The following is a 13,033-nucleotide window of genomic DNA, read 5'->3' on the forward strand; positions in this document are numbered from 1 at the left end:
TAAGCGGATCTGAAGAGTGTCTATTGATCAAAACCGTAAATCAACGGGTAATTATTTCTGCAAAGATACGGTTTTTAAATCAGATGTGTGCGGATATGCAGATGTGCAAATTTTAGATTGCAAATGGGTATACGGCGGCGAAGATGTACCGACTTATGATGCGTAAATTTTATGGGATGTTGTTAAGGTAAAGAGCCTTGCATTTCATCTGCGACCTTGAAAGAAAACTGCCAACTGCCTTCTGAAAACTGCTGACTGATTCATGGGCGTTGCCTTCGGCCCACGCTTTCCGCTCATACTGCACAGGCCTTAGCCACAGGGCCGGTATCCGCTGCAATCGTTAACGCGGTAGGGTGGGGTTACTCAGCGTCTACTGTTTCAATCGGCGGCTCGGTTTGCGGCTGTAGTTTCTTCTCTTCCATTTTCTTCACCAAAGCATCCAGCAAAATGAGCCCGATACCTATCATGATGGATACATCGGCCACGTTGAAGATACCGGTTTGGAAAATGCCGAAACGGATGTGCATGAAATCAGTAACCGAACCATAGGCAATACGGTCGTAAATATTTCCGATACCGCCGCCGATAACGCATATCATGCCGGCCAGTATAAGCTTCGTGAAATTCTTCTGTGCGATGAGGAAGATTACCCCCGCCAGTAAGGAAAGTACAGGCAACAGGGTAAGCAATATAAAACGGTAAGGCTTACCCAGGGTATCGCCAACACTTAAGAATGCGCCGGTATTCTCTATCTTGATAAGCGTAAAATGGTCGTGTATAAAGCTGATGGGTTGCTCGTAACTTAGCTTTTTGCGCACGATAGATTTGGAAACCTGGTCGCAACCAATATTAAGGGCCAATACCACTAAAATAACCATAGCCCTGTACACTGTCTTCATCTTCATTGCCACGAAAGTAAAAAGAGAAAACGAGAAATGCTAATGTTGGGTAGGATAATGCTATACTTGCTTCAACTCGTCAATAAAACTTAAAAGTAGAGAATCCAAATCTGGAAAAGCCACGTGCTTTTTAAAATGATCTTCAAGTTCCAATTCGATTCGGCTCAAATTTTTAGCGTCTTGAAGTGTAATATCACTTGCCCATATTCTACCAGGATGAATAGTATCCCATGGCGATCTTTTGTTTGAACGAGTTGAAGCTGCATCACCGTGTTTTCCCAAACCGTAAACTAATTGAGTTTCGCTATTCCATATCGGACGAAATAAGTGAATCAAGTAATCTTCCGCCGCTGTTTCCCAACCACTTTGAACCACCAACGCTCTATATTCAAAGTCATGAACAGATAATGATGAACTTGCTTTATTAATATTTTTATAATGTTCGGTAAGTCTATTTGATAGCTTATCTCCTTGCTCCGAAGGGGTTTTGGCGTTGGAAACTGAAGGAGCAGCTTGACCAACGTAAATTGGCGTTTCCGATTTCGAAATAGCTCGATAAGGTGGGAAATCTCCATTATAATAAATGGCATAAACACCAGATCCATAAAATCTCGATATCTCGGACATCGGTACTCGCGATTGCGCAACTAATGCAAGAGAAACGAAACGGCCCACTATTTTAGGGTTACTTGGGTCGAATAAGGAAGTCGGTTGCCGTATAGGATCAAGCTGATTTAAAAGGCCGCCTAAATCTTCAATTACTTTCCTTATATGGCTTTCTAATAATTTTCTTGACCTTGGCGTAAGTGATTCGCTTTTTGCCTCTTGCATTAATCGATCCAGATTCCCTTGCAGATCCGCAATAGTTGATATGGTGCCCATGATTTGAAAGTTATATTAAATGCATGGCTATGCCTTGCCCAATTATTTTCGCTAATTGAACGGGCACAGCATTACCTAATTGTCTAATACTTTCACCCCAAGAGCCATGAAATACGTAGTTATCCGGAAAAGTTTGTAAACGCGCACTTTCGCGTGTTGTAAAGTAGCGAACTCGCCCATCAGGAAACGAAAGCATGTTCTCACCGCCTGGTACACCATGAACGCCAGCTTTCAATGTCTTTGCTGGCTCGTCAATTGGACTGCCTGTATGCCCTTTATAGGTTTTTGCTCCTGATTGGAAAATATGATCAGAAAAAACACTAACCTCTGTAAAAAGTGCCTCGGGGTCCGGGAGGTCTTTGGTTACATCGCGGATGGTCTGCCATGGCAATAGGGTTGGTCTTTCTTTTAATAAATTTGCTCGTTGCATCATTCTTTGATTAACATGACGCAAGCTATAAGGCACTTCGTGTCTATCCCAATAAGCACTATCTTTTACCTGATTCCAAATTAGAGCATCTAATGAGTGGGTTTCTTCCGGAAAACTCCATTCAATTCCAAGATCATCCCTAAATCCAACGAAAAGTACTCGTTCTCTTTTTTGCGGTACGCCATAATTTGCGGCATTTACAACACGCGTAACAACGTTGTAATGCAAGTCGTTTCGAATGCCGCTCGTATGATGGCGTTCGAGCCGTTGTAAATGGTGAAGCCAATCTTCGTTTCCAGTACATACTAAATCAGGATGTTCTAACTGCAATCGAATATATTCAAAATAGTTCTGGAATGAATCCCTCGTTAAGCCCTTAACATTCTCAAATAGAAAAGCTTTAGGTTGCGTCTCCCGAACGGCTCTGATTGCTTCTGGAAACATATCACGCTTGTCATCATATGCCTGGTGTTTACCACCTAAAGAAAATGGTTGACATGGTGGGCCGCCCGATACAAGATCAAGCTGGCCTGAAAATTTAACAAAATCAACCGCCTTAACGTCGCCTTCTACAACCGACCAGTTTTCTACAGGTGAGCCCTTGCGCTTTTTGTTTTTTCGAATGGTATCACAGCAATAGCGATCCCATTCCACAACGTTCAAAGGATGAAATCCTGCTTGGTGAAGCCCAATTCCTAACCCACCGGCACCAGCAAACAACTCAATTGATTTCATGAAACTGTAATTTATATTTTGGCTGTAATTTATAGAATTAATTTTTGTCTTAAATATAAAAGTCGACCGCAAAGCCGACTTTTATATTTAAGATAAATGAATAACCTATTCGATTTATTTCTTCAAAAACTTAAAGTTCTTGCCGATGAAACGGGCACTGTCGCCCAGTTCTTCTTCTATACGCAATAACTGGTTGTATTTCGCGATCCTGTCGCTACGTGATGCCGAACCGGTTTTGATTTGGCCGCAGTTAAGGGCAACAGCTAAATCGGCAATGGTAACATCTTCAGTTTCGCCGCTACGGTGACTCATTACTGATGTATAACCGTTAGTTTGCGCCAAAGTAACCGCGTTGATGGTTTCGGTTAAGCTACCAATCTGGTTTACTTTTACCAATATAGAGTTACCTGTATCGCTATCGATACCTTGTTGTAAACGTTTTACGTTGGTTACAAAAAGGTCATCACCTACTAATTGTACTTTGCTGCCCAATTTTTCGGTCAATAATTTCCAGCCAGCCCAGTCATCTTCAGCCATACCATCTTCAATAGAAATGATAGGATATTTACCTGCTAATTCGGCAAGATACTCCACCTGCTCTTCGCTGGTGCGGATAGAACCTTTTTCGCCTTCGAATTTAGTATAATCGTATTTGCCGTCTTTGTAAAACTCAGATGCGGCGCAATCAAACGCTATGTAGATATCTTCGCCTGGTTTGTAACCGGCTTTCTCGATAGCCTGTAGGATGGTTTCAACACCGTCTTCGGTACCTTCAAAGGTTGGTGCGAAACCGCCTTCATCACCTACTGCGGTAGAAAGGCCGCGATCGTGCAGAATTTTTTTCAGGTTGTGGAACACTTCGGTACCCCAGCGCAAGGCTTCAGAGAAAGAAGAAGCGCCAACCGGCATGATCATGAACTCCTGGAAAGCGATAGGCGCATCAGAGTGCGAACCACCGTTCACGATGTTCATCATCGGGATAGGCAAAGTGTTGGCGTTTACGCCGCCAATGTAGCGGTATAAAGGCTGGCGGCTTTCCTGTGCAGCAGCTTTAGCCACGGCTAAAGAAACGCCAAGGATGGCGTTTGCGCCCAAATTGCCTTTGTTCTCGCTGCCGTCAAGATCTATCATGATCTTATCGATCAGGTTCTGCTCAAAAACATCGATGCCTTTCAATTCGGCAGCAATTTTATCGTTTACGTTGGCAACGGCTTTCAATACGCCTTTGCCCATATATACTTTTTTGTCGTTGTCGCGAAGCTCAACAGCCTCATGCACGCCGGTAGAAGCACCCGATGGTACTGCAGCACGGCCCAAAGCGCCATTTTCGGTTAAAACATCTACCTCTATCGTAGGGTTACCGCGCGAATCAAGTATCTGGCGCGCATGAACATCAATTATCAAGCTCATAAATTTATATTATTGTGTTTTTTTGGATTACTATACCATTTTGGTCGGCTAAGTTAAGCGCAAAAACAGCAAATCGCAACGTAAATTTTGTATTTGTAATGATTATTAGTCAACTGTGGTAGGTATATGCTCCTTTGGCTTAGTGTTTTTGCGGTTTATACGATACATAACCGTTATTGCCAGGTTGTTTTTGGCCCCTGCCGTTGTTAGGTTGTAATTATACTGATCCAGCCAGCCAGCTTGCACGCTTAAAGATTTATCAAACTGGTAGCCAAACGCCGCCGAAAAACGGTTACGTTCGAAGTGCGGCGCTACATTGTTCAGGAAGATCTCATCGAATACCGATATAAAGAAAGTTTTAGCTTCTATTTTTCTGTGGTTTAACGGCACAACCAGGTTAAGGCGGTAACGGAAACGGTTTCGGTAGATGCCGTTGAGCCAGCGCTGCTCGGCGCGGTAGCGGTGTTCTATTTTTATCCTGTCTAAAAAGGAGTTAATCGTCAGCTGTTCCCACATCCTAAACTCTTTTACCGTTGGCGGCGCATCCAGGTTGTTAAAATCGTAAGTTACGTATCGCCCGGTACCTACCAGCGCGGTATAATTTTTTGCGATGTCGTAACTCACACCACCCTTTGTTTCGTAGTAAAAAAACTGGTTAAACAGCGTGTTGGCGCGGGCCTGCAGTTCGATATAGCCGCCCCAGCGGTGTGTGCTGTCGCCTGGTAAAACTACGGTGGCAATGCCCCAGGTGCCTGCTTTATTGTTTTGAGCATTTGCAGTGCTGAATAATAACACCATGATGAGGGTTAATAGTACAAGGGCGGTATTTTTTAACATTTACTTAATATTATTTTAATGCAAATGTATTACCTCAATATTATCTCAATGTTAACATTAAAAGAGTTAATGTTACTATAATGTTAAGGATTGGTTTTTAAATTGATGTAAGGGTAATCCATCTGATATGCTTTTTGACCTGTTTCGCCCCGCAACCTGTCGCTTATGCACCTCACGTAAAACCAACAGCTTGCGGTAGCTTTGATTCAATCAAACAACCAATCATCATGCAACATTCCATTATCCAATACACCGTAAAAGATGGCCGCGCAGCCGAAAACGAAGACCTGATTAAAGATGTATTCACGCAATTGCAGGCCGATAAGCCCGATGGCATAGAATATGTGGTGTATAAAACCGGCGACAGCTCTTTTATGCACATGATATCCTTCGACAACGAGGGCGACAATGCCGCATTTACCGAAATGCCGGCTTTTAAAGCTTTCAGGGCGGCATTAAAAGAGCGTATAGAAACCCCTCCTGCGCGTACAGACGTAAGCCGGGTAGGGAATTATCAACCAAATAATTGAAACATGGAAACCAGGGAAATCGCACAGAAATTAGCCGACTATTGCCGCAAAGGCGATTGGCAAGGCGCGTACGACGATTTATTTGCAGAAGATGCCATCAACATCGAACCCGTTGCCTCGCCTTTATCGGGCATAGAAACCAAGGGGCTGCCTAAACTAAAGGAGAAAGCCAAAGGTTATGAAGCCATGGTAGTAAAATCGTATGGGTACACCGTATCCGAGCCATTGGTTGCGGGCAACGGAATCGCCTTTATCCTCACCATGGATAACGAAATGGAAGGCCAGGGCCGCGCCACCATGAGCGAACTTTGCGTTTACGAAGTGAAGGATGGCAAGATCGTAAAAGAACAGTTTCACTACGACCACTAACAATTTCCGGCAGCATCTAAGCAAGGGGAGTCTCCGCGATTTCCCTTGTTTATCTGCATTTTAGCTGTAAGGGTGTTAATAAGTTAGTAATCCGGCTTGCAACGCCCAAATAAATTAAATAGCTTTATAATTAAATTCAGCCGGTAGCTATATATGAAACGTTTCATCAACCTTATCAAGAACAAATTTTTCCTGGTAACCGTAATATTTGTGGTATGGATGATTTTCTTCGATAACAACGATATCTTTTCGCAATACCAATACCGCCAGCAACTGGCAAAACTGGAGCAGGAGCGCGATTTCTATAAAACCGAAACCACTAAGATCAACAAGGATTTTGCCGAACTCTCTACCGACAAAGCCAAACTCGAAAAATTTGGCCGCGAAAAATACTTCATGAAGAAAGACAATGAAGACGTTTTCGTGATAGAGCATCCTAAGAAAGATTAGGTATAGCCCCCCGGCCCCCTGAAGGGGGAGTTTTTGACGATGAAGCTACCGCGGGATTAGCGAAGCGTATCTCGTGGTTGGCATGGGGCAAGCTTCCAGCTTGCGTCAGCTGAAAGCTGACCTTGTGCAAACCACGGGTTGAAAACCCGCAGTAGCGAAAGTTTAGTTAATCTTCATTTTCAAATTACCAAATCTTCAAATTACTCCACCTTGTTAAATAATGTTAATCTTTTCATTTATCGCGTATTAGCTGCGTAATTTAGGTGCATAAACCCACACCTATGCTGCACAACTACTTCATCATTGCCTGGCGCAACATCATCAAGCATAAGCTTTTCTCGCTCATCAACATATTCGGGCTATCAGTAGGCATCGCCTTTACCTTGCTCATTGCCGGCTACGTTTGGCACGAGGTGAATATTAACTCCGATCTCAAAAACGCCGGAAACCAGTATATCATCCAAAGCAAATGGAAAGACCCTAACATGGGCTACCCGCTTACGGCACTGGCGCCTATGCCCAAGACCCTGAAGGACGAATACCCGGGGCTTGTAGCCAATTACTACCATTGGGATGGCGTAAGCTCCAACGTATCTAAAGGCGATATGCACTTTAGGGAGAGCCTGCAGGTGGGCGATAGCACCTTCTTAACTACCTACGGCTTTAAGCTGCTGCATGGCAACCCTGCAACCGCGCTTAACGACCCTTTTTCCGTAGTGATTACCGATGACCGGGCCATCAAATATTTTGGCAAAACAGATGTGGTAGGCGAAACCCTCAGTATCGAAAATTTTAAGGGCGAACGTCACGATTTCGTGATACGGGGCGTGTTGGATAAATTGAGCAAAAACTCGGTAACCAACGTAATAGAACAAAGCAACAGCACCTTCTTTTTACCCGGTGCCGCCGCAAAATTCATGGGCAGGAGTTTAGACGGCTGGAACAATACCGTAGTTGTCGGCCTGGTAGAACTGCGCCCCGGCGTAAAACCCGAAGCCCTGACCGGGCCGATGCTTAGTCTTATTAAAAAGAATGCGCCACCCCAAATCAGCGCCAACCTCACCCCCTACCTCGTTCCCTTATCCCAGTATTACCTGGAGAGCAACAACGGGCTGGTAAAAAAGATGCTTTACACACTATCATCCATCGCCTTGTTTATTTTGCTGATGGCGGTGATCAACTTCGTCAACATCTGCATCAGCCGCTCCTCGCAGCGTATGAAAGAGATGGGCATCCGCAAGGTACTGGGCGGCTTAAGGAAACAACTCATCTGGCAGTTCCTCACCGAATCGGTTTTGATGGTACTTATCGCCACGCTTTTTGCCCTTGGCATCTATGGCCTGGCGCGCCCCTATTTCGCCTCGCTGCTGGCTACGGATATCGGCGGGCTGTTCTCCTTCCCCCTTTATTTTTACCTGCTGCCTTTTGCATTGGCTTTGGCCATTGGCCTTATCGCCGGCATGTACCCCGCCTTGGTGCTATCGGCATTAAAATCGGTCGATTCGCTAAAAGGCAAGCTCAATCAGGTAAAGGATAACGTGCTATTCCGCAAAGCGCTCATTGCCTTCCAGTTTGCCACAGCAGCTGTGGTGCTGATTGGCGCGATAGTGGTGTCGAAACAAATCAACCTTTTCTTCGGCAAAAGCCTGGGCTACGATAAAGACTATGTGGTGTATGCCCAGCTACCGCGCGATTGGAGCAAACCCGGCGTGCAAAAAATGGAGGGCATTCGTTACCGACTGGCTCAGCTGCCCCAGGTAAGCGCAGTCAGCCTGTCATGGGAAATCCCCGACGGCAACAACGGCGGCACCTTCCGCGCAACAAAAATGGATGCCGATTCGGCATCGGGCTTCTCCTCACAGATATTGGTTGCCGATAACCAATACGCAGCAACTTACGGACTGAAGCTAAGGGCCGGCCAGTTTTTTATGCGGCAGTATATGCAGGCCGATTCGGCCAAGGTGGTTATCAACGAAATGCAGTCTAAAATGCTCGGCTTCGCCAACGCAAAAGATGCCATTGGCCAGCAATTCCGGGCATTGGGCAGCCGCGACCCCTTATCCATCTGCGGCGTAGTGGCCGATTTCCAATTTGGCTCCATGCAGGCTAAGATGCAGCCGGTAACGTTCTACAACGTAAACCAAATGCCCTTTTATCGCTATTTCTCCATCAAGCTAAGGCCGGGCAATATCCAAAGCAACCTGGAAGCCCTGCAACGCAAATGGGCCGAAGTAATGCCCGGCGCACCGTTCGAATATAACTTCATGGACGATGCCCTCGCCAAAATGTACAAAACCGAACTGCAATTGAAACAAGCCGCCTACCTGGCAACGGGCCTGGCCATCATCATCGTGCTGCTGGGCGTGCTGGGGCTGATTTCGCTAAGTGTACAAAAACGCACCAAAGAGATAGGCATCCGCAAGGTGCTGGGCTCATCGGTAAGCCATGTGATGCTGCTGTTTATGAAAGATTTTTTAGGCACGGTGCTTATTGCCGGTTTGGTTGCTTGTCCGCTGGCCTGGTATATGATGCAGCACTGGCTTGATAATTATGCCACCCGCATCAGCCTTGGCCCCGCACCTTTTGTATTGGCTGTGCTGGCATTAACTGCTGTTACTGCCGTGCTTATTAGCCTGCAAACGCTAAAAGCCGCATTGGCCAACCCGGTGAAGAGTTTAAGGAGCGAGTAGCGGCTGTAGAAAGAATCAAGAATTAAGAGGCAAGAGACAAGAGACAAGAATCAAGAAAAAAACCAAAGGTCTGCTACCGCGAGATTAGCATAGCGTATCTCGTGGTTGGCATGGGGCAAGCTTCCAGCTTGCGTCAGCTGAAAGCTGACACCATGCCCGCCACGAGTTGGAAACTCGCGGCAGCAAGCGGCGTTTGGTACTACAATTACATTTGCTAATTTGGCTATCATTTAAAACAACACGCATCTGGAAGCAGTACGATATATCCTTAAAACAACAGTGGCGTATATGTTGCTGTGCGTGGCAACTTTTTTGATGCTGCGGGGAATAGTGGAATATTTCCCCATGCGTGATGATATCGGCTTCCTGCAATTTAAACAGGAATACCTGCACATCCTCCCTTGGAAAATAGCTTTTTATACACACGTATTCTCCGTGATATTTGCTTTGCTGGCCGGCTTTACGCAATTCAACAGCGATATACTGCGCGATCATAAACCTATCCACCGGCTTATGGGCCGTATTTATGCTTACGATATTTTATTGGTGAATTTCCCGGCTGCTATGATTATGGCCATCTACGCTAACGGCCTGCTACCGACAAAAACTGCCTTCGTGATACTGGATTGCCTTTGGTTTTGGTTCACTTATAAGGCCGTTTTGGAAATTAAAGCAGGGAACATAAAGTCGCATAAAGAATATATGATACGGAGCTATGCGCTTACCCTATCGGCAGTAACGCTAAGGCTTTGGAAAATTATTATCTCCAGCTTGGTCCGCATAGATCCGCTACCCCTTTATATGATAGATGCCTGGATGGGCTTTGTGCCGAATTTGCTATTTGCCGAATGGTTGATACGGAGGAAACGCGTCAAAAAATTATCGCCGGAATTGGACATTGTAAAACAACAGGGCAGACATGGTCACAAAAATTAATACAAAGCTGAAAATAAATGTAATGACGCTGATTAGCCTAACGTGCCTGTTACCCGCCATCTCCAACTTTTTCCGCGCAACTTTCGACACAAAATAGGCGGCAATACCGGCAAGTATTGGGAATACAGAAATCCAGATAAAAAGAATACCCATGTGAGGCCTTGGTTTATAAAACTAAGTTATAAAATAACACATTGCAAATCAACATCAATTTCCGCTACTGCGAGATTAGCGCAGCGTATCTCGCTGCAACGGTGTTTGTATTTGCAGAATGGTTGCTCAAAAGAGCAAAGCTTAAACACATCCTACCTGCCAAAATCAAAACTGGCGGCAATAATGGCTCCTATAACAAACAAAGTAGCGAAAAAGCAAAGTATGAAAGTTAATATACTCCAAAGCATGGCGTATGCTCTGCCTGAACTTTGAAAGGCCCGCCGAATGGCACGTGATGCAAAATAAGCGGGAACGCAAACAATAGACAATATGATCACTAATTCGGGTGTGCCGATGTTAAGAAACAATAAAATAGCGATAGGTGACAGCATTTCAATCTTATAGCTTGGTTTGCGTTTTATCCGGGGTAACGCTTTCCATCATCATCTTCTAAAACTGATACGTAGAAGGATTATAGTGCCAATAGCAAATACTATAATAAAATAAGTCAGTATGAAGGTTAGTGCGCCCCATAATCTCGCCCGTTTATTGCCCGATCTTTCGAGCCTGCGCTCCACAGCCCGCGATATAAAGTAGATTATCAATGCCAATAAGCTCAATATCGAGATGTAAATTGCTAATATCTGTAAGTCGGATTTCATGGCTATTGATAGGTTTTGATATGGTGAAATATACGATAAATTGTAGACATTTTATTAGCTAGGCTCCCGCCATTTCTAAACACGCCCGCTACGGCGAGATTAGCACAGCGTATCTCGTGGTTAGCATGGAGCAAGCTTCCGGCCTGCGTCAGCTGAAAGCTGACATCATGCCCGCCACGAGTTGGAAACTCGCGGCAGCGGAATTACTTACTTCCTGTTCGATTTGGCCATAAAAGCTGAAATTATACCCCCGCCAATTAGGCCAATGGGTAAAATAATGATGCCAGGGAAGATCAAATAAACTATAACAGCCAAAGCAAAGCCAGCACCTACGCGGATCAACGCTGTATTTAACTTTATATTTGACGAAGCAGCCTCCCGGTTACTCTCATCTACTGTTTGCTGAATGTACAGGTTTCTTACTACCTGTGCTATCAAATCTTCGGGGATGCCCATTTTATCCAGCCTTGCGCGTATCACCTCGGCATCGTGCCCGGCTTTTTGCAGCTTCTGCCCTTCCAGGTAAGCCCTTCGTTTTAAATCTTCGTTCATTATTGTGGTATAAATTATCGCCTATCTAAACCTCCATACTGTATTCTTTGCCCTTGTTAGCCTCGTGAGCGCGGACGCTCACCGAAACAATTGCAACAAGCGTGGACGCTTGTCGCGGCGTTCGGGTTAGCGTAGCGCATCTCGTGGTTGGCATGGCGCAAGCTTCCAGCTTGCGTCAGCTGAAAGCTGACACCATGCCCGCCACGAGTTGAAAACTCGCGGCAGCCTATGAGCTCAATTCGTTAAATAACAACTTTAATTTAACAGTTTCAGGAGTTACCCATCCCCTTTTATCCATTTCCTCAATCACTTCCTCACAGCATTGCAGCAAATTGCGTTCGAAGCCATTGACAAAATTATTAAAATTAACGTGGCGCCTTGAGACGGTTTTACCATTGTCAAATAATTGCAGGTAAGACAATTTTTGTTTTTCTATAAATTCAAATGCAAAAGGACCATCAAAAAAATAAAATTTCATGCTCCTAAGTTTCTTGACACGAATTTCAATGATATACTCAATCCAGGATATAAGAATAATGACTACGCTATCGTTCCAATCTCTTTCCGGGAAAAAAATGTCTTTATCTATTTTCAACGAAACAATTCCTGTGATCACATTCCGTGACGAAATTTCAAAAGATTGTTTATCAACGTAAATTTTCATACTGTATTCCTCCCGGTCGCTTTGCATGCCGGTGCCTGCTGCGGCGTTTGAGCGCTAAAATAACCACATCGTCATTGCGAGGCACGAAGCAATCTCCCGATAATCAGAGCGATTTGCATAGTGGATTGTCCTGCGTAGAGATTGCTTCGTTCCTCGCAATGACGCGGGGGACAAGCGTAGGCGCTCGTCCCGGCGTTTAGGAATTATCTTATTTCTTGATTCTTAACTCTTGGTTCTTGCCTCTTGATTCTTAACTCTTTCTACAACCCCGAATTACTCCTAAACAATTTTATCGCTATAGCCAGCAGTATCACTCCGAATGTTTTACGCAGGATGTGCAGGCCGGTTTTGCCGAAGAGCTTTTCCAGCCATTGCACGTTTTTAAGGACAAGATACACAAACATGGTATTCAATATGATGCCTACGATGATATTCTGGGTTTGATATTGCGATTTGAGGGACAGCAGCGTGGTCATGGTTCCGGCACCGGCTATCAGTGGGAAAGCAAGGGGGACGATGGATACTGATTCGGGCACTTCTTCCTTAAAAAAATCTACGCCTAAAACCATTTCCAGTGCAATGATAAATATCACAATGGAGCCCGCTATGGCAAAGGATGCGATATCCAGCCCTATTATGGCTAGCAGCTCATCGCCTACGAATAGAAACGCGATCATCAGCACCAGCACCGCTATGCTTGCCTTTTCTGATTGGATATGCCCTGCGCGCTGGCGAAGCTGTATGATTACGGGTATGGCCCCGAGGATATCGATGATAGCGAAGAGGATCATCGTAACCGATAATATCTCTTTGAATATAAAGTGTGGCATTGGC

The 13,033-nt window shown here is 45.0% G+C and carries 14 protein-coding genes; 6 read left to right on the forward strand and 8 right to left on the reverse strand.

From position 1 onward, the window contains the following. Positions 1 to 359: 359 nt before the first annotated feature. The 5 genes from lspA to AC1DYT_RS11800 all read right to left on the reverse strand — a co-directional run bounded on the left by lspA (position 360) and on the right by AC1DYT_RS11800 (position 5,193). On the reverse strand, positions 360 to 905 hold the full coding sequence (gene lspA / locus AC1DYT_RS11780; RefSeq protein ID WP_477469802.1) for a signal peptidase II: 546 nt from the start codon (positions 903 to 905) through the stop codon (positions 360 to 362). Positions 906 to 959: 54 nt separating this feature from the next. Further along, positions 960 to 1,781, reverse strand: coding sequence for an Eco29kI family restriction endonuclease (locus AC1DYT_RS11785; RefSeq protein ID WP_477469803.1), 822 nt, complete (start codon positions 1,779 to 1,781; stop codon positions 960 to 962). A 10-nt stretch (positions 1,782 to 1,791) separates the two neighbouring features. Beyond that, positions 1,792 to 2,946 (reverse strand): DNA cytosine methyltransferase, encoded by a 1,155-nt coding sequence (locus AC1DYT_RS11790; RefSeq protein WP_477469804.1) that lies wholly within the window; start codon positions 2,944 to 2,946, stop codon positions 1,792 to 1,794. Positions 2,947 to 3,060: 114 nt separating this feature from the next. Then, positions 3,061 to 4,356 carry a phosphopyruvate hydratase gene (gene eno, locus AC1DYT_RS11795; protein WP_133228121.1) on the reverse strand — a complete coding sequence of 432 codons (1,296 nt, stop codon included), beginning with the start codon at positions 4,354 to 4,356 and terminating at the stop codon, positions 3,061 to 3,063. 105 nt (positions 4,357 to 4,461) lie between these two features. Continuing rightward, a complete protein-coding gene (locus AC1DYT_RS11800; protein WP_477469805.1) occupies positions 4,462 to 5,193 on the reverse strand; it encodes a DUF2490 domain-containing protein in 732 nt (243 codons plus the stop codon). A 227-nt stretch (positions 5,194 to 5,420) separates the two neighbouring features. Between AC1DYT_RS11800 and AC1DYT_RS11805 the strand changes: the two genes are divergently transcribed. The 6 genes from AC1DYT_RS11805 to AC1DYT_RS11830 all read left to right on the forward strand — a co-directional run bounded on the left by AC1DYT_RS11805 (position 5,421) and on the right by AC1DYT_RS11830 (position 10,554). After that, a complete protein-coding gene (locus AC1DYT_RS11805) occupies positions 5,421 to 5,723 on the forward strand; it encodes an antibiotic biosynthesis monooxygenase (RefSeq protein ID WP_477469806.1) in 303 nt (100 codons plus the stop codon). A 3-nt stretch (positions 5,724 to 5,726) separates the two neighbouring features. Next, complete coding sequence (locus tag AC1DYT_RS11810; RefSeq protein ID WP_477469807.1) at positions 5,727 to 6,092, forward strand: SnoaL-like domain-containing protein; 366 nt, start codon at positions 5,727 to 5,729, stop codon at positions 6,090 to 6,092. Positions 6,093 to 6,245: 153 nt separating this feature from the next. Continuing rightward, positions 6,246 to 6,542, forward strand: a complete 297-nt coding sequence (locus AC1DYT_RS11815) for an FtsB family cell division protein (RefSeq protein ID WP_477469808.1) — start codon at positions 6,246 to 6,248, stop codon at positions 6,540 to 6,542. Positions 6,543 to 6,823: 281 nt separating this feature from the next. After that, positions 6,824 to 9,232 carry an ABC transporter permease gene (locus AC1DYT_RS11820; protein ID WP_477469809.1) on the forward strand — a complete coding sequence of 803 codons (2,409 nt, stop codon included), beginning with the start codon at positions 6,824 to 6,826 and terminating at the stop codon, positions 9,230 to 9,232. A gap of 300 nt (positions 9,233 to 9,532) precedes the next feature. Continuing rightward, complete coding sequence (locus tag AC1DYT_RS11825; RefSeq protein ID WP_477469810.1) at positions 9,533 to 10,168, forward strand: DUF2306 domain-containing protein; 636 nt, start codon at positions 9,533 to 9,535, stop codon at positions 10,166 to 10,168. A 194-nt stretch (positions 10,169 to 10,362) separates the two neighbouring features. Then, positions 10,363 to 10,554: a hypothetical protein gene (locus AC1DYT_RS11830; protein ID WP_477469811.1), complete on the forward strand. Its 192-nt coding sequence runs from the start codon at positions 10,363 to 10,365 to the stop codon at positions 10,552 to 10,554. A 636-nt stretch (positions 10,555 to 11,190) separates the two neighbouring features. Here AC1DYT_RS11830 and AC1DYT_RS11835 read toward each other — a convergent pair. The 3 genes from AC1DYT_RS11835 to AC1DYT_RS11845 form a co-directional block, all read right to left on the reverse strand. After that, positions 11,191 to 11,535: a hypothetical protein gene (locus AC1DYT_RS11835; protein ID WP_477469812.1), complete on the reverse strand. Its 345-nt coding sequence runs from the start codon at positions 11,533 to 11,535 to the stop codon at positions 11,191 to 11,193. Between the two features lie 226 nt (positions 11,536 to 11,761). Further along, positions 11,762 to 12,199 carry a hypothetical protein gene (locus tag AC1DYT_RS11840; RefSeq protein WP_477469813.1) on the reverse strand — a complete coding sequence of 146 codons (438 nt, stop codon included), beginning with the start codon at positions 12,197 to 12,199 and terminating at the stop codon, positions 11,762 to 11,764. A gap of 260 nt (positions 12,200 to 12,459) precedes the next feature. Next, on the reverse strand, positions 12,460 to 13,029 hold the full coding sequence (locus AC1DYT_RS11845; RefSeq protein WP_477469814.1) for a MarC family protein: 570 nt from the start codon (positions 13,027 to 13,029) through the stop codon (positions 12,460 to 12,462). Positions 13,030 to 13,033 lie beyond the last annotated feature (4 nt).

This window comes from Mucilaginibacter sp. P1_D10, from assembly GCF_056406215.1.